This is a genomic window from Thermomonas sp. (assembly GCF_025993755.1).
Taxonomy (GTDB): domain Bacteria; phylum Pseudomonadota; class Gammaproteobacteria; order Xanthomonadales; family Xanthomonadaceae; genus Thermomonas.
The window spans coordinates 17,951-34,037 of the sequence record NZ_JAMQHN010000108.1 but is presented as its reverse complement, the minus strand read 5'-3'; the positions used below and the strand labels follow the sequence as shown (position 1 = coordinate 34,037).

11 protein-coding genes are annotated in these 16,087 nt (G+C 62.9%); all 11 read right to left on the bottom strand.

The features are described from left to right. Nucleotides 1–129: 129 nt before the first annotated feature. On the bottom strand, nt 130–1,377 hold the full coding sequence (locus Q0X16_RS07290) for an ATP-binding protein (RefSeq protein WP_297832647.1): 1,248 nt from the start codon (nt 1,375–1,377) through the stop codon (nt 130–132). A 359-nt stretch (nt 1,378–1,736) separates the two neighbouring features. Next, nucleotides 1,737–3,173, bottom strand: coding sequence for a bifunctional 2-methylcitrate dehydratase/aconitate hydratase (locus tag Q0X16_RS07285; protein ID WP_297832644.1), 1,437 nt, complete (start codon nt 3,171–3,173; stop codon nt 1,737–1,739). A 135-nt stretch (nt 3,174–3,308) separates the two neighbouring features. After that, complete coding sequence (gene prpF, locus Q0X16_RS07280; protein ID WP_297832641.1) at nt 3,309–4,490, bottom strand: 2-methylaconitate cis-trans isomerase PrpF; 1,182 nt, start codon at nt 4,488–4,490, stop codon at nt 3,309–3,311. A gap of 108 nt (nt 4,491–4,598) precedes the next feature. Then, nucleotides 4,599–6,218, bottom strand: a complete 1,620-nt coding sequence (locus Q0X16_RS07275) for a type I restriction-modification system subunit M (RefSeq protein ID WP_297832638.1) — start codon at nt 6,216–6,218, stop codon at nt 4,599–4,601. Further along, on the bottom strand, nt 6,215–7,225 hold the full coding sequence (locus tag Q0X16_RS07270; protein ID WP_297832635.1) for a virulence RhuM family protein: 1,011 nt from the start codon (nt 7,223–7,225) through the stop codon (nt 6,215–6,217). The genes Q0X16_RS07275 and Q0X16_RS07270 overlap by 4 nt, the downstream gene beginning before the upstream one ends. A 3-nt stretch (nt 7,226–7,228) precedes the next feature. Continuing rightward, entirely contained in the window at nt 7,229–8,311 is a 1,083-nt protein-coding gene (locus tag Q0X16_RS07265) for an AAA family ATPase (protein WP_297832632.1), read from the bottom strand. Continuing rightward, a complete protein-coding gene (locus tag Q0X16_RS07260) occupies nt 8,308–9,579 on the bottom strand; it encodes a restriction endonuclease subunit S (RefSeq protein WP_297832629.1) in 1,272 nt (423 codons plus the stop codon). Before Q0X16_RS07260 ends, Q0X16_RS07265 begins: the two co-directional genes overlap by 4 nt. Continuing rightward, nucleotides 9,579–12,602, bottom strand: a complete 3,024-nt coding sequence (locus tag Q0X16_RS07255; RefSeq protein WP_297832626.1) for a type I restriction endonuclease subunit R — start codon at nt 12,600–12,602, stop codon at nt 9,579–9,581. The genes Q0X16_RS07260 and Q0X16_RS07255 overlap by 1 nt, the downstream gene beginning before the upstream one ends. Nucleotides 12,603–12,682: 80 nt before the next feature. Further along, nucleotides 12,683–13,003, bottom strand: a complete 321-nt coding sequence (locus tag Q0X16_RS07250) for a type II toxin-antitoxin system RelE/ParE family toxin (protein ID WP_297832623.1) — start codon at nt 13,001–13,003, stop codon at nt 12,683–12,685. Next, nucleotides 13,003–13,242 (bottom strand): type II toxin-antitoxin system ParD family antitoxin, encoded by a 240-nt coding sequence (locus Q0X16_RS07245; RefSeq protein WP_297832620.1) that lies wholly within the window; start codon nt 13,240–13,242, stop codon nt 13,003–13,005. Before Q0X16_RS07245 ends, Q0X16_RS07250 begins: the two co-directional genes overlap by 1 nt. Nucleotides 13,243–13,444: 202 nt before the next feature. Next, a complete protein-coding gene (acnD, locus tag Q0X16_RS07240; protein ID WP_297832618.1) occupies nt 13,445–16,054 on the bottom strand; it encodes a Fe/S-dependent 2-methylisocitrate dehydratase AcnD in 2,610 nt (869 codons plus the stop codon). Between the last annotated feature and the right edge of the window lie 33 nt (nt 16,055–16,087).

Sequence of the window (16,087 nt, the reverse complement as noted above, 5' to 3'; positions counted from 1 at the left end):
CGCCCTCAGGCCACGAACAGCGCCATGAAGTCCTGCACCGGCATCGCTTCCAGCCTGGCCTGATCCAGCGCGACGTCGAGGGTTTTCAATCGGAGGGGCCTCATGTCCCGTTCTCCGGCATCGACGGCATCACGCCGTCTGCCACAGTGCCCGGATGGGTACGGCGAACAGGCGATCGCCGAATCCCAGCGCGGCCTCGCCGTCGTACAGCACCACACCCGCCATGAAGCGTTTGCCGGTCGCATCGCGCAGCTTGGCCAAACCTCGAAAATCGCGCTCGGTGACGCTGGCCGCCGCCTTGACCTCCACGCCGGCCAGAGCACGTGCGCCGCGCTCGATCACGACATCCACTTCCACCCCCTCGCGGTCGCGATAGTGGAAGAACGCCATGCCCGTGTCGCCGCCGCTTTCCTGTCGGCGCAGTTCCTGGAACACGAAGGTTTCCAGCAGGTGGCCGAACAGCGCCCGGTCATCGGCCAGAGCGGCTGCATCCACGCCCAGCAGCGCGCAGGCCAGGCCGGTATCGCCCAGATGCAGCTTGGGCGTCTTGACCAGGCGGCTGATGCGGTTGCTGTACCAAGGCGGCAGGCGTTCCAGCAGGAAGACCCGTTCCAGCAGGGTCACGTAATCGGCGATTGTGGGGCGGCTGAGCTGAAAGGGGGCCGCGAGGTCGCTGGCGTTGAACAGCTGCGCGGTTTGCGCCGCCGCCGCCTTCAGCAGACGCGGCAGGGCCTCCAACGAATGGATATGGCTGATGTCGCGTACATCGCGCTGCACCAGCGCTTCGATGTAGTCGCGGTACCAGGCCACGCGTCGCCGTGCGCTGGTCCGTGCCAGCGCGGCGGGATAGCCACCTGCGACGACGGCGTCGACCAGTCGTCCACCCAGCCGCTGGCTGCGCCGGGCCTTGAAGTCGGCGGCGAACAGCCGATCCAGGAACGTCCCCGTTCGCCCGGCCAGCTCACACTGCGCCAAGGGATGCAGGCGCAGCACCGACATGCGCCCGGCCATGGAATCGGCCAGGCGGGGCAGCAGCAGGACATTGGCCGAACCCGTCAGCAGGAAACGACCCGGTGTGCGTCTGTGATCCACCGCGTGCTTGAGCGTGTCGAACAGCGTCGGCACCCGCTGCACCTCATCCAGAATCACACGCTGCGGCAGGCGATCCACGAAACCCACCGGGTCGGCCTCGGCAGCGGCGCGCGTCGTTTCATCATCGAAGCTCAGATAGGCATGGCCCAGCGGCTCGCCCACCATCCTTGCCAGCGTGGACTTGCCGCATTGGCGCGGCCCATGCACCAGCACCACCGGCGAATCGGTCAGCGCTTCGCGCAGCAGCGGCGCGGCCTGGCGGGGGTAAAGGGCAGTTTCCGGCATCGGCTGATTGTAAGAATCAGTGCCCGCTGATTGCAAGAATCAGGGGTTGCAGAATGAAAGAAAAACTTCCGCTAAACGAAAGAATCAAAACCCGCAGCGGGGGGAATTCGAACAGACGGCGTCAGCGCGTTGCCCCCGGAAAGGCGGGGGGATGCGGACTTCGGATCGGGAACGGAGCGGTGTCCACAGGCCCCGTCCCTGCTGTCATCTCAACGTCCCGGCGCGTTCGGGAATGGCGTCGTGCGTGCGCTCGATCCAGCCCCGGCGCGGTTGACTGTCGCTGCGTTGGGGAAGGAGATCGATCCGGAGGCCGGACTGGCGCCCGCCGGTCGCGGGCGCCGCGGGCCCATCACCCGCCCTCAGGCCACGAACAGCGCCATGAAGTCCTGCACCGGCATCGCTTCCAGCCTGGCCTGATCCAGCGCCACGTCGAGGATCCGCTGCTGGCGCGCCTCGTCGAAGCGGCGGGCGAGGTTGCGGCGGAACTTGGCCTCCAGCAGCGGGATGCCTTCGGCGCGGCGGCGGCGGTGGCCGATCGGGTATTCGACCAGCACTTCATCAAGCTTGGTGCCGTCCTTGAAGGTGACGTTCAGGCCGTTGGCGATCGAGCGCTTGTCCGGGTCGTGGTAGTCGGCGGTGAAGTCGGGGTCTTCGACGCAGCGGATCTTCGCGCGCAGCGCGTCGATGCGCGGATCGGCAGCAACACCGTCCTCGTAGTCGGCGGCGGTCAGGCGGCCGAAGATCAGCGGCACCGCGACCATGTACTGGATGCAGTGGTCGCGGTCGGCCGGATTGTCCAGCGGGCCCTGCTTGTCGATGATGCGCACGCAGGCGGCGTGGGTGCGGATCACGATCTTCTCGACGTCTTCAACGCTGCGGCCCAGCTCCTGGAACCGCTGGTGCAGGGTCATCGCCGCCTCGACCGCGCTTTGCGAATGGAACTCGGCCGGGTAGCTGATCTTGAACAGCACGTTCTCGATCACGTAGCTGCCGAAGTCGCGCTCGAAGCGGAACGGGCGGCCCTGGAAAGACACGTCGTAGAAACCCCACGCCGGCGCAGTCAGCGCGCCCGGATAGCCCATCTCGCCGGTCTGCGCCATCAGCGCCAGCCGCACCGCGCGCGAGCAGGCGTCGCCCGCCGCCCAGCTCTTGCGCGAGCCGGTGTTGGGCGCGTGGCGATAGGTGCGCAGCGACTGGCCGTCGACGAATACCTGCGACAGCGCCGCCAGCGACTGCTCGCGGGTCAGGCCGAGCAGCTTTCCGGCCACCGCAGTCGAGGCCAGCTTGACCAGCGCCACATGGTCCAGTCCGACCTGGTTGAACGAATTCTTCAGCGCGATCACGCCCTGGATTTCGTGCGCCTTGATCGCGCATTCGAGCACCTGGCGCATCGTCAGCGGGTGGCCCTTGCGCGCCAGCCAATCGGCCACCGCGAGGATCGCGCCGAGGTTGTCAGACGGATGCCCCCACTCGGCGGCCAGCCAGGTGTCGTTGTAGTCCAGCCAGCGGATCGTCGCGCCGATGTCGAACGCGGCCTTGACCGGATCGAGCTCGTAGGACGTGCCCGGCACGCGCGCGCCGCCGGGCAGGCTGGCGCCTTCCACCAGCGGCCCGAGCAGCTTGGTGCAGGCCGGATATTCCAGCGCTTCCAGCGCGCAACCGAGCGAGTCGATCAGCATGTGGCGCGCGGTGCGCCAGGCGAGGTCGGTCTGCGGCTCGAAGTCGCGGACGTAATCGACGATGCGGACGATCACCTCGTCCCAGTCGGGACGGACATTGTCGTTGAAAGAAGACATGCGGGCGCTCTTGCAAAACCGGATTGCATTTTCGCAAGCCACGCTACGCCGGGCTTCGGAAATGCGCGTGAAGCCGGCCGCCGTATCGGGTTTCGTTGACGTGGATCAACCGCCGCCAGGGAAGCGCGCGCAGACTCAGTCCTGCGGCACGCGCACCCGGCCTTCCATCAGCACGCGCGCGGAGCGCGACATCACCGCGCGCGTCACCGTCCATTGCCCGTCGCGCTGCTCGACCGATGCGCCCACGCGCAGCGTGCCGGACGGATGGCCGAAGCGCACGGCATCGCGCGTTCCGCCGCCCGCCGCGAGATTCACCAGTGTGCCCGGCACCGCCGCCGCGGTGGCGATGGCAACCGAGGCGGTGCCCATCATCGCGTGGTGCAGCTTGCCCATCGACATCGCGCGCACGTTGATGTCGATGTCGCCTGCGGCGATGCGCTTGCCGCTGGACGCGGCGTAATCCTTCGGCGGCGCGACGTACGCCACCTTCGGCGTGTGCTGGCGGGTGGCGGCTTCTTCCGGCGTGCGGATCAGGCCCATGCGCAGCGCGCCGGCCACGCGGATGGCTTCGAGCCTGGCCAGCGCGGCCCTGTCCTCGTTGATCGCCGGCTGCAATTCCGTGCCGTCGTAGCCGAGGTCGGCGGCGTTCACGAACACGGTCGGAATGCCGGCGGTAATCATCGTCGCTTTCAGCGTGCCGACGCCGGGCACGTCGAGATCGTCGATCAAATTGCCGGTCGGAAACATCGAGCCACCCGCATCGTCGTCGTCCGACGGATCGAGGAACTCCAGCACGATCTCCGCCGCCGGGAACGTGACGCCATCCAGCTCGAAATCGCCGGTTTCCTGCACCTGTCCATCGGCAATCGGCACATGCACCAGGATGGTCTTGCCGATATTGGCCTGCCACACCCGCACCGTCACGCTGCCGTTGTGCGGAATGCGCTCCGCCGGAATGAAGCCGTTGGCGACCGCGAACGACCCCACCGCCGTAGACAGGTTGCCGCAGTTGCCCGACCAATCCACGAAGCCGGTGTCGATGCTGACCTGCCCGTACAGATAGTCCACGTCGTGGTCGGGCACGGACGCGGGCGCGATGATGACGCACTTGGACGTGCTGGAAGTGGCACCGCCCATGCCGTCGGTGTGCTTGCCGTAGGGATCGGGCGAACCGATCACCCGCATCAACAGCGCATCGCGCGCCGGGCCGGGCACGCGCGCGGCCTCGGGCAGGTCTTCCAGCCGGAAGAACACGCCTTTCGACGTGCCGCCGCGCATGTAGGTGGCGGGGATGCGGCGTTGGGGGGCGTGGGCCATGAAATCGTGTCTCGAAACATCACCGACCTGGCTGGCCGGACTACCGTGAAGTTTAGCCCGGTTCAACTGGCAGAAAAATTGACGGAGGCAGCCGACCGTGGGGCCAGTTCAAGGCAGCGGCTTCAATCCCAGTTCTTCAAGGAAAGCGTTGTGCCGTTTCTTTGCCTTGGCGATCTCCGTTTCAATCGCCGTCAAGTCTGCATGCACCGCCGCGAGGTCGATTTCCTGCTCCGCCTCCGCCGTGCTGACATAGCGGGAGATGTTCAGGTTGTAATCGTTTTCGATGATCTCCCGCATCGGCACACGGCGGGAATAGCGTTCCTGCTCCGTGCGGTTGCGATACGTTGAGACGATGCGCTCGATGTGCGCATCGCTCAGCTGGTTCTGGCGCTTGCCCTTGGTGAAGTGCTCGGCGGCGTTGATGAACAGCACGTCGTCCGGCTTCTTGCATTTCTTCAACACCAGAATGCACACCGGAATGCCGGTGGAGTAGAACAGGTTGGCTGGAAGGCCGATCACCGTGTCGATATGCCCGTCGTCGAGCAGCTTGCGGCGGATGTCCGCTTCCTTGCCTCCGCGAAACAACACGCCGTGCGGCAGGATGATGGCCATCACGCCGTCATCTTTCAGGTAATGCAGGCCGTGGAGCAGGAAGGCGAAATCGGCCGCGCTCTTCGGCGCCACGCCGTGGTTCTTGAAGCGCGGGTCCTGCGCCATCGCCTCGCCCGGCTCCCAGCGATAGCTGAAAGGCGGGTTGGCGACCACCGCATCGAATCGCGGCTTTCTCGCCGGGTTGGTTTCGCGCAGCCAGTCCCAGTCGTTCTTCAGCGTGTCGCCGTGGAAAATCTCGAACTCGGTGTCCTTCACCCCGTGCAACAGCATGTTCATGCGCGCCAGGTTGTAGGTGGTGACGTTGTACTCCTGCCCGACGATCTTGCCGATATTGCCGCCGGCGTCCTTCATGCGGTGGCGGATGTTGAGCAGCAACGAGCCGGACCCGCAGGCAAAATCGAGCACGCTGGAAAGCGACCCGCGTGGGCCGGTTTTCGGTTCCTGGCTATCCAGCGTCACGATGGCGGACAGGATGTTGGAAATCTGCTGTGGCGTGTAGAACTCGCCGGCCTTCTTGCCGGAACCGGCGGCGAACTGGCCGATCAGGTATTCATAGGCATCGCCCAGGGTATCGCTGCCGGTGGAAAACAGCGCCATGCCACGCGCGATTTCGCTGATGACCGCGCACAGCTTGGCGTTGCGGCTCTCGTAATTGCGCCCCAGCTTGTCCGAGGCAAGGTTGATTTCCGAGAACAAGCCCTGGAACTTGCTCTCGAACGACTCCTCCTCGATGTACTTGAAGCCCTTCTGCAGCGTATTGAGCAGCGTGTCGCTCTGGGTTTTCGCCAGATGGACGATGTTGCCCCACAAAAATTCGGGCTTGATGACGTAGTGCACCTTGCGGCGCATCTGGCGCTCGAATTGCTCCACGTCGTCCGGATTGGCGGCATACCACATCGACAGCGGCGTCTTGCCGCCGTTGCCGATGGCTGCCGGGTCGGGATAGTCCGATCCCAGCTCCTTCCTCGCCGCCGCCTCGTAGTTGTCCGACAGGTAGCGCAGGAACAGGAACGACAGCATGTAATCGCGGAAGTCGTCCGCGTTCATGCTGCCGCGCAGCTGATCGGCGATGGCCCACAGGGTCTTGCCGAGTTGTTTCTGGTCGTCTTCGGTCATGGTTTCAAGCGTCGTTTGATCTTGTTTTCGATGGCGGCCAGTTCGGCCTCGTCGGCGGCATCGGCGGCCCGCGCTTCCTGCTGTTTGCGCTGTTCGTCGAAGGCGAGGTAGCGCGTGTTCGTTTCCGCCTCCATCTGCGCGTGGCTGACGGAGCCGGCATTGGCCAGCAAAGGAAAGCCGTTGGAACTGATGATCTGGCCCACATTCTCCATCCAGAAGCGCATGGGAATCTCCTGGCGGTTCTTGGTCCGCAATTCCGCGGTCTCCAGGAAGATCGTCACCAGACGGTTGAGGGTGTCGATCTCATCGATGCTCAGGTAGTTCTTGGCGATCAGGATGTCCTGCTTGCGTACCCGTCCGCCGCTCCATGCACGCAGGCCGAAATGCGGGTCGTCCGGGTTGGCGCGCGCCATGATGAGCTCGGCGGCGGTCTGCCTGGTCACCGCATAGAGCAGCAGGTTCTGCACGGTGGCGAAGAAGGCCTGCGTGGCGCGGTCGGTCTTGTCGTAGTCCACGCTCAGGGCGAACAGGTCGCGCACCTTCTGGTAGAAGCGTTTCTCTGAGGCGCGGATGTCGCGGATGCGCGCCAGCATCTCGTCGAAGTGGTCCGGACGGCCATCCGGGTTCTTCAGGCGCTCGTCGTCCATGACGAAGCCCTTGAGCAGGTATTCTCCGAGCGCGGTGGTGGCCCAGCGGCGGAACTGAACGCCGCGCGGGGAACGCACCCGGTAGCCCACGGCCAAGATGGCGTCGAGGTTGTAGAGCGTGACCGGTCGGCGCACCTCGCGCCCGCCCTCCCGTTGAACCACCGAGGATTCCTCGGTAGTTCGTTCAGGTTCCAACTCCTTGTCTGAAAAGATGTTTTTCAGATGCAGGCTGATGTTGTCGGTGGAGACGTCGAACAGCTCCGCCATCTCCGCCTGCGTCAGCCAGACCGTCTGGCTATCGACGCGCAGCTGGATGCGGCTGTGGCCGTCCTCGGTGGTGTAGAGGATCAGGTTGCTCATGCATCACTCCGCATGCAGTACGAAGTTGAACTTGCCAAGGAGCCCATCCATCACTTCGTTAAAGATTTCCAAGTTATCCGGAACAACCATGTCCGATTCGTAGTAATAGATCTTCTTGTGGGATAAGGCATTAACTATATCGGCCGAGCGACTGGGGTCGTCAATGCCTATCTGACTGAGCACGTAGCTGAACTGGCCGACACCAAGGAACGACGCCACGTTTTCCAGCACCTGCCGAAGCAGCACAAAGTGATATGCGCGAACATCCTTCGCCTGGCGCGCAATAGCCAACTGCTGCAGGATGCGGAGATGGTACAGAAACACATCCTGTCGGCAGCTTTCTAGTTCGAGAGAGCCCGATTTCGAGCTAAGGATGTACAGCTTCGTGGCTTTCTTGAACTTATCCTTCTTCTCGCCTTTTGTGAGCCAGTCACTCAGGACGGAGAACAAGCCCATGTGATGCGTTGTGACAATAATCTTGCGCTTGTCGTACTGGCTCTCGATAAGATCGAACAGTGTCGCTGCCGTGACGAAGATATTGTGATCGTCCAGGCTGGATACCGGATCATCGATAAAGAAGTGACTGGATTGTCTGTCCGCCCATCCTTCAACTTCGAACAATGCAAGGAAGAAACACCAGACGAAAATCCGCTCTTCGCCGCGTGAGATTTTGATCGACTTCTGGTCTTCGTCAGGATTCTGGTTCGGAACAAAGAAAGAAATCGACTCGATACCCTTCTCCGGATCGGATTCATTGAAATTCAGCGCAAATCCGTACTTAGGCTTGTAGGGCTTAAGCTTGTCGCGGATGTTGTCTTCTGTTAGCAGCGTGTGAAATCTGCTCAAGCTACTTGGCAATACGTTGAGCCGGATGCTCTCGCCAGCATTTTCCTCATCGTTGTTCCATACAAAAAGATCCTCGCTATAGGCGTTGTAATAAACGCCAGTATGGCTTCCGTCATCGTTCTTCGTTGCATTCTTGTATGACACGCACAGTTGCGTCTTGCCAGTGGCGTTGAAGGCGTACGCAATGATGATGCGCGCATCATCATTCTTCAGAGCAGCGGCAATCTCGTCGAGCGTCATTGACTAGGCCCCTGCGTCGGAAACAACTGCTGCATCAGGCCCTGCTTGTGGATCTTGAGGGCGGCGAGCTGGTTGGCCTCGGCGGCGATTTGGGTGTCGAGGGAGGAGAGGCAGTCGGCGATACGTTGTTGTTCCAACTTAGATGCAGGAAACAAAATGGGAATGCTCTTCAGTTTGGCCAGTGTCAATTTCGGCGGCGCATGCCCCGAAACATATCCAGCCAGATCAATCATGGTTAGATAATTTTCCAGAAGAGTATCGATAACGATTGTTGGCCTCAAAACGTGTGCATGGTTGTTCACCCAATACTTTCCATCTACGATGAAGGCAGTTGCCTCAAATGCCCCCCACTTTGCGCCATCTTCTCCAACCAAGAGAAGACGTTCGTCGAAGATAAAGTTATCAACGTAATCAACTACTCCACTTGCACCGTAGTATGGATAAGGTCCGGCTCGCCTTTCTCCACCAGCAATTGGAACACGCCGGTTATTTAGCACTTCACAGACATTCACAAGCTCGCTAACTTCCCACTCCGGCGCATCGCGGAACTCGGGGAAGCGGAGGCGGGGGCGGGTTTCGCCTTCGCGGGGGAAGAGTTGCTGCATCAGGCCGCGTTTGTGGGCCTTCAACGCGTCCACTTTCCGGCCCTGCGCGGCGATCACCTCCTCCAGCGAGGTCAGGCAATCGGCGATTTTTTGTTGCTCGCCCTTGTCGCTCGGGTACGTGATGTCGATGCCACCAAGACGCGATGAAGAAATTTGGTAGACCTTCGTTCCTTGCGCCTCTTTCTCGATCCCCGAACGAATCAGGCCGGATCGAAACAAATGCCCGCCAAACCCGATGACTAAGGCGTCATCTTTCCGACGCGCCAAGATCGTGTGCTGTCCCGACAGTAAGCGCTCACCAGCCAATCGAACGACCTCGATGCACTTGCCAACATCGCGCATATCTTCGGAGGCATCCGCAAAAATCAGATCTCCTTCAACGCAGTAATCATCAGAATCTGCACCGGGTACTAACTCGCTTTCATTGATGAACGGGACGCGCTCTCTGGTGATGTCGAATAGCGCCTGAAACTTGGTGTGGATGTCGCCGTAATGAATGTTCTTGGCTACTCCGCGCTCGTAGTTCAGCTTGTCTCGAGAGAGCAAGTTGTTCCGCATGAAGGCATACAAGCTCCCCATCGGCGTGACGCTCCAATTCTGAGCACCCACAAACTCCGGGAACCGCACCTTCGGCACAGTCGCCTTATCGCCCTTCCTCGCCATCACTGCGCATCCTCATAGGCCTTGAGCCCGGCGATCTCCCGACCACCCGCCCGCTTCTTCAGCAGCGGCAGCAGGTCGCGCATCAGCGCCAGTTCGGCCTGCGCGCGCGCCTTCCAGCCAAGGTTGAGCGGCGCAAGCAGTTCGGTGAGCTGTTCACCATCGAAGATGCGGCGGGCAAGAATCCCGTCCACGAAGGCCTGCACCTCCGCCACCAGCAGGCCGTGCTTTGCGGACAGCGCGGCCATGTCCTGCGCGGCCTTGTCGGCCTTGAACTTTTCGTAGCCGGCGCGGATGGCGTCTTCGCTCAGGCCTTCGCCCGCCTTCAGACCGCGCACGTATTCGCTGATGTCTTCGCGCTCGCCCATGAACTTGGCGTCGGAGGCGATCAGGCCGATCAACTGATCGCGGCTCATGCTGGCCTTGCCCGGCGCCTTGCCCGAGTAGTCGGCGATCAGCTTCATGATGTAGTCGTAATCGATGGTGCTGGAAGCGAACAGCACGAACTCGAAATCGAGCTGTTCGACCTCGTTGCGGGTGGCTTCGTCCAGATTGCCCGGTTTCTTCTGGTCGGCGCGCAGTTCCTCGGCTTTTTGCAGGTATTGGCCGCGGAAGCTGCGCAGTTCGTCCTTGGGCAGGATGGCCTCGATCTGCGCCTGCTGCTCGGCGGTCAGGTCGGTGTACTGGTCGAGCTGGGTCTGCAGCTTCTGCACGTCCTTGAAGTGCTTGACGAAGGCGACCTTGGCCGCTGTGCCCTTGAGGTTGGCAATGTCCTCGGGCTTGCCGCCCAGCCCCTGCGAGGCGAGGAAGCTGTCGAGGTTGGCTCGCGCCTCTTTCAGCTTGTCGATGACCACCGGCGCGGTGTCCACCAACCAGATTTCGCGCGCCTTGTCGGCCTTGGCGCCGGAGAACAGCGCGATGGCGGCATCCACCGCCGATTGCTGGCCACGGAAGTCGAGGATGTTGCCGTAGGGTTTCGTGTCGTTGAGCACGCGGTTGGTACGGGAAAACGCCTGGATCAGGCCGTGGTGCCTGAGGTTCTTGTCCACGTACAAGGTGTTGAGATACTTGCTGTCGAAGCCGGTGAGCAGCATGTCCACGACGATGGTGATATCCAGCTTCTCTCGGCCTTTCATCGGCAGATCGGCGTTGGGGAACTGCTGATCCTTGATGCGCTGCTGAACGTCCTGGTAGTAGGCGTCGAACTCCTCGATGCGGTGGTTGGTGGAAAAGCGCGCGTTGTAGTCGGCGATGATGGCCTTCAGCGCGGCTTTCTTGGCGTCCGGGTCCTTCTTGTTGTCTTCCAGTTCCTGCGGCAGGTCTTCCTGCAGCTGGCGCACATCGGCGCTGACATCGGCCGGCGGCGAGAACACGGCAGCGATGTTAAGCGGTTGCCAATCCGGCTCGGTCCGTTGCTTTTCCGCCTGCGCGGCCTTGAACAGCTCGAAATACTCGATGGCATCGTTGATGGACGCGGTGGCGAGGAGGGCGTTGAAGCGGCGTCCGCCGGTGGCGGCATCGTGCTTGGCGAGAATGGCATCGACCACGGCGCGCTTGGCCAGCGTTTCGCCGTGCTTGGGGGCGTTCTTTCCGTCGGGCTTGTAATACTCGACGTGGAAACGCAGGACATTCCTGTCCTCGATGGCGTGGGTGATGGTGTATTCGTGCAGCGACTGCTGGAACAGGTCTTCGGTGGTCTTGAACGTCTGTTCGTCGCCCTCGATGCGCTTGTAGCTGGCGTTTTCCTCGAAGATCGGCGTGCCGGTGAAGCCGAACAGCTGGGCCCTGGGGAAGAATTCCTTGATGGCCTGATGGTTGTCGCCGAACTGCGAGCGGTGGCATTCGTCGAAGATGAAGACGATGCGCTTGTCGCGCAGGGCTTCGAGCTGTTCGGCGTGGCTGACCAGACCGTGCTTCTCGCGGCTCCTGTTGCGCTTGCTGTTCTCGTCCAGCGCCAGGCCGAGCTTCTGGATGGTGCAGACGATGACCTTGTCGGCGGCATCATCCGACAGCATGCGACGCACGAGGGCACCGGTATTGGTGTTCTCCTCGACGCAGCCCTCCTGGAATCGGTTGAACTCCTCGCGGGTCTGGCGATCCAGATCTTTGCGGTCCACCACGAACAGGCATTTCTCGATGGCGGGATTGGCCTTGAGCAGGGTCGAGGCCTTGAAGCTGGTGAGCGTTTTGCCGCTGCCGGTGGTGTGCCAGATGTAGCCGTTGCCGAGGTTCTTGTCGATGCACTCGACGATGTTCTTGACCGCGTAGATCTGGTAGGGCCGCATCATCAACAGCTTCTGCTCGCTGGCCACCAGCACCATGTAGCGGCTGACCATCTGCCCGAGCGTGCACTTGGGCAGGAAGGCATCGGCAAAGGCGTCCAGGCCGGTGATCTTGCCGTTGTCCGGCGCGGCGTACTGGTAGATGGGCAGGAAGCGCTCGTCGGCGTTGAAGCTGAAATGCCGCGCGTTGTTGTTGGCGAAGTAGTAGGTGGAGTCGCGGTTGCTGACGATGAACAGCTGGATGAAGCACAACAGGGTGCGCGTGTAGCCGTTGCCGACATCGTTCTTGTACTCGACGATCTGCTCGATGGCGCGGCGCGGGTTGATGCCCAGTGTCTTCAGCTCGATCTGCACGATGGGCACACCGTTGATCAACAGGATCACGTCGTAGCGGTGGTGGCTGTAGTCGGTGTTGATGCGCAGCTGGCTGGCGACCTCGAAATCGTTCTTGCACCAGTCGTTGATGTTCACCAGCGTGTAGTTGAGCGGCGTGCCGTCGTCGCGGGTGAAGGCGTTGCGATGGCGCAGGACTTGCGCGGCCTTGAACACGTCGGGGGTGACAATTTCCTCAAGAAGGCGCTGGAACTCTGCATCCGTCAGGCGGACACGGTTCAGGGCCTCGAATTTCTCGCGGAAGTTGCGTTCCAGCGCCGCGCGGTCGTGGATGTCCGGGCGCAGAACGTACTTGAGCTCGCCGAGTTTCTCGATCAACTCCTGCTCGATGGTGCTTTCCCTGATACGCATGGGGGCGCTTGTCTCGTGTGGCTATCGCACGTTGAAGGGTGGAGTGTCGGCGTCGAGGCGGTCGTTGTCATTGTGCCGGCTCATTCGAGACTCTCCCCCATCCACACCGGAATGTCGCGCTGCGCGTGCAGCACGCGCCAGATGTCGATGTGCGCGTTGCGTTCCAGATAGAAGACCAGGTACGGGAAACCCTTGAGCGGCCAGAAGCGCAGGCCGCGCAGTTTCAACACATCGGCATAGCGTGGTGCTCCCATGCCGGGCTGGTCGGCGACCTGTGCAATGGCGGTGTCCAGGGACTGAATGAATCGGAGTTCCAACGCCAAACCGCCTTGTGCGGCGTTCCAGTCCGCAGCTTCATCGGCATCAAGCCTCGCGAGCGGATGCCATTGCAGCGGCTTCACTAGCCGGCAGTCCTTGCATGGGCGCGTTCGCGCATCTTGTCGAAGAAATCCGGTTCCATTGGCGTGGCCGGCCCGGAATTGGCGCCATCCAGCAGCATTTGGCGCAGTTTTTCCACGTCGCGCTGTTTGCGAATCAACTCGCGCAGGAATTCGCTGCTGGAGCCGTAGGCGCCTGCGGCGACCTGCTGGTCGACGAACTGCTTGAGCTCGTCGGGCAGGGAGATGTTCATGGTGGCCATGTCGGCTCCTATGGCAAAGTTTGCCATTGAAGTGTGCGCCGACCGGGAATGGTGCGCAAGCGCCCCCTCATCCGCCCTTCGGGCCCCCCCGCCTTCGCGGGGGCAGGCTCTTCTCCCCGCGCAGCGGGGAGAAGGAAAATTCGACCCGGCGCAGGCCGCAGCCGCTCGGGAACACCTCCCCGCGCAGCGGGGAGAAGGAACATCACGCCGCCGCTTTCGCCGCGATGAAATCCTGCGCGAAGCGCGGCAGGATGCCGCCGGCCTGGTAGGTCGTCACGTCGTCGTCGGAATCCAGCCGGCAGGTGACGGGAACTTCGACCTGCTCGCCGTTGCGGCGTTCGACCAGCAGCGTCAGCGCGCCGCCGGGGGCGGGCGTGCCGCGCACGCTGAAGGTTTCGCTGCCGTCGATGGCCAGGGTCTTGCGGGTGGTGCCGGGCTGGAACTGCAGCGGCAGCACGCCCATGCCGACCAGATTCTGGCGATGGATGCGCTCGAACCCTTCGGCGACGATGGCTTCCACGCCGGCCAGCCGCACGCCCTTGGCCGCCCAGTCGCGCGATGAGCCCTGGCCGTAATCGGCGCCGGCGATGATGCACAGCGGCTGCCTGCGCTGCATGTAGGTTTCGATCGCCTCCCACATGCGCATCACCTCGCCTTCCGGTTCGACGCGGGCCAGCGAGCCCTGCTTCACCTCGCCGTCCACCACCGCCATTTCGTTGATGAGCTTGGGGTTGGCGAAGGTGGCGCGCTGCGCGGTCAGGTGGTCGCCGCGGTGAGTGGCGTAGGAATTGAAGTCCTCTTCCGGCAGGCCCATCTTCGCCAGATATTCGCCGGCGGCGCTGGTCGGCAGGATCGCATTGCTCGGCGACAGGTGGTCGGTGGTGATGTTGTCGCCCAGCACCGCCAGCGGGCGCATGTGCGTCAGCGTGCGCTCGCCGGCCAGCGCGCCTTCCCAGTACGGCGGGTTGCGGATGTAGGTGCTCATCGGGCGCCAGTCGTACAGCGGCTTGGCGCTGGTTTTGGCGCGCGTGGCGAACATCGGCTCGTAGATGCGGCGGAACTGTTCCGGCTTGACGCTGGCGCGTACCACCGCGTCGATTTCGGCATCGCCGGGCCAGATGTCCTTCAGCCGCACGGGATGGCCGTCGTGGTCGAGGCCCAGCACGTCCTTTTCGATGTCGAAGCGCACCGTGCCGGCGATGGCGTAGGCGATCACCAGCGGTGGCGAGGCCAGGAACGCCTGCTTGGCGTAGGGGTGGATGCGGCCGTCGAAATTGCGGTTGCCCGACAGCACCGCCGTCACGTACAGGTCGCGCTCGATCACTTCCTTCTGGATCACCGGATCCAGCGCGCCGCTCATGCCGTTGCAGGTGGTGCAGGCGAAACCGACGATGCCGAAGCCCAGCTGTTCGAGCTCGGGCAGCAGGTTCGCTTCTTCCAGATACAGCTGCACCGCTTTCGAGCCGGGCGCCAGCGAGGTCTTCACCCACGGTTTGCGGGTCAGCCCGCGCGCGTTGGCGTTGCGCGCCAGCAGTGCGGCGGCGATCACGTTGCGCGGGTTGGAGGTGTTGGTGCAGGAGGTGATGGCGGCGATGATGACGGCGCCATCGGGGATCAGGCCGCGCGCCTCGTCCCGCTGCGCGGCGTCGAGCTTGGCCTCGTCGGCGATGCCGCGTTCGGCCAGCGCCGTCACCGGCAGGCGCCGATGCGGATTGCTGGGGCCGGCCAGCGTGCGCGTGACACTGGACAGATCGAAATGCAGGGTGCGCTCGTACTGCGCGTCGCGCAGATCGTCGGCCCAGAAGCCGCAGTGTCGGGCGTAGGTTTCGACCAGCGCCACCTGCGCATCGTCGCGCCCGGTCAGGCGCAGGTAATCGAGGGTGTTGTCGTCGATGAAAAACAGCGCTGCGGTGGCGCCGTATTCCGGGGCCATGTTGGAAATGGTGGCGCGATCGCCAATCGTCAGCGCAGCGGCACCTTCGCCGCGGAACTCCAGATACGCACCGACTACCTTCTGCTGGCGCAGGAATTCGGTCAGCGCCAGCACCACGTCGGTGGCGGTGATGCCCGCGCCCGGTTTGCCGGTCAGTTCCACCGCGACGATGTCGGGCAGGCGCATCCACGACGGATTGCCCAGCATCACGCTTTCCGCTTCCAGCCCGCCCACGCCGACGGCAATCACCCCCAGCGCGTCCACGTGCGGCGTGTGTGAATCGGTGCCGACGCAGGTGTCGGGGAACGCCACGCCATCGCGGACGTAGACCACCGGCGACATTTTTTCCAGATTGATCTGATGCATGATCCCGTTGCCGGCCGGGATCACGTCCACGTTGTCGAACGCCAGCCGCGTCCATTCGATGAAGTCGAAGCGGTCGGCGTTGCGACGGTCTTCAATGGCGCGGTTTTTCGCGAACGCCTCCTTGTCGAAGCCGGGCGCTTCCACCGCCAGCGAGTGGTCCACGATCAACTGCACCGGCACGACTGGATTGACCTGCGCCGGATCGCCGCCCTGTGCGGCAATCGCCTCGCGCAGCCCCGCCAGATCCACCAGCGCGGTCTGGCCGAGGATGTCATGGCACACCACCCGCGCCGGGAACCACGGAAAGTCCATGTCGCGGCGGCGTTCGATCAGCTGCGTCAGGAAATCGTCGATCCGCGCCGGCTCGGCCTTGCGCACGATGTTCTCGGCGTGCACCCGTGCGGTGTAGGGCAGGCCGCCCCAGGCGCCGGGCTTGATTGCCTCAACCGCCGCGCGGGCGTCGAAAAAGTCCAGGTCGGTTCTGGGCAGGCGTTTGCGGTAGCGGGTGTTCATCTTGGCGAAGGTCGTGGCGTAGCGAATGGCGCA

Coding starts and splice junctions, on each gene's coding strand:
- Q0X16_RS07285 (WP_297832644.1), bottom strand. CDS start 3,173: ATGTCTTCTTTCAACGACAATGTCCGTCCCGACTGGGACGAGGTGATC.
- Q0X16_RS07255 (WP_297832626.1), bottom strand. CDS start 12,602: ATGCGTATCAGGGAAAGCACCATCGAGCAGGAGTTGATCGAGAAACTC.
- Q0X16_RS07260 (WP_297832629.1), bottom strand. CDS start 9,579: ATGGCGAGGAAGGGCGATAAGGCGACTGTGCCGAAGGTGCGGTTCCCG.
- acnD (WP_297832618.1), bottom strand. CDS start 16,054: ATGAACACCCGCTACCGCAAACGCCTGCCCAGAACCGACCTGGACTTT.
- Q0X16_RS07245 (WP_297832620.1), bottom strand. CDS start 13,242: ATGGCCACCATGAACATCTCCCTGCCCGACGAGCTCAAGCAGTTCGTC.
- Q0X16_RS07265 (WP_297832632.1), bottom strand. CDS start 8,311: ATGACGCTCGACGAGATTGCCGCTGCTCTGAAGAATGATGATGCGCGC.
- prpF (WP_297832641.1), bottom strand. CDS start 4,490: ATGGCCCACGCCCCCCAACGCCGCATCCCCGCCACCTACATGCGCGGC.
- Q0X16_RS07290 (WP_297832647.1), bottom strand. CDS start 1,377: ATGCCGGAAACTGCCCTTTACCCCCGCCAGGCCGCGCCGCTGCTGCGC.
- Q0X16_RS07275 (WP_297832638.1), bottom strand. CDS start 6,218: ATGACCGAAGACGACCAGAAACAACTCGGCAAGACCCTGTGGGCCATC.
- Q0X16_RS07270 (WP_297832635.1), bottom strand. CDS start 7,225: ATGAGCAACCTGATCCTCTACACCACCGAGGACGGCCACAGCCGCATC.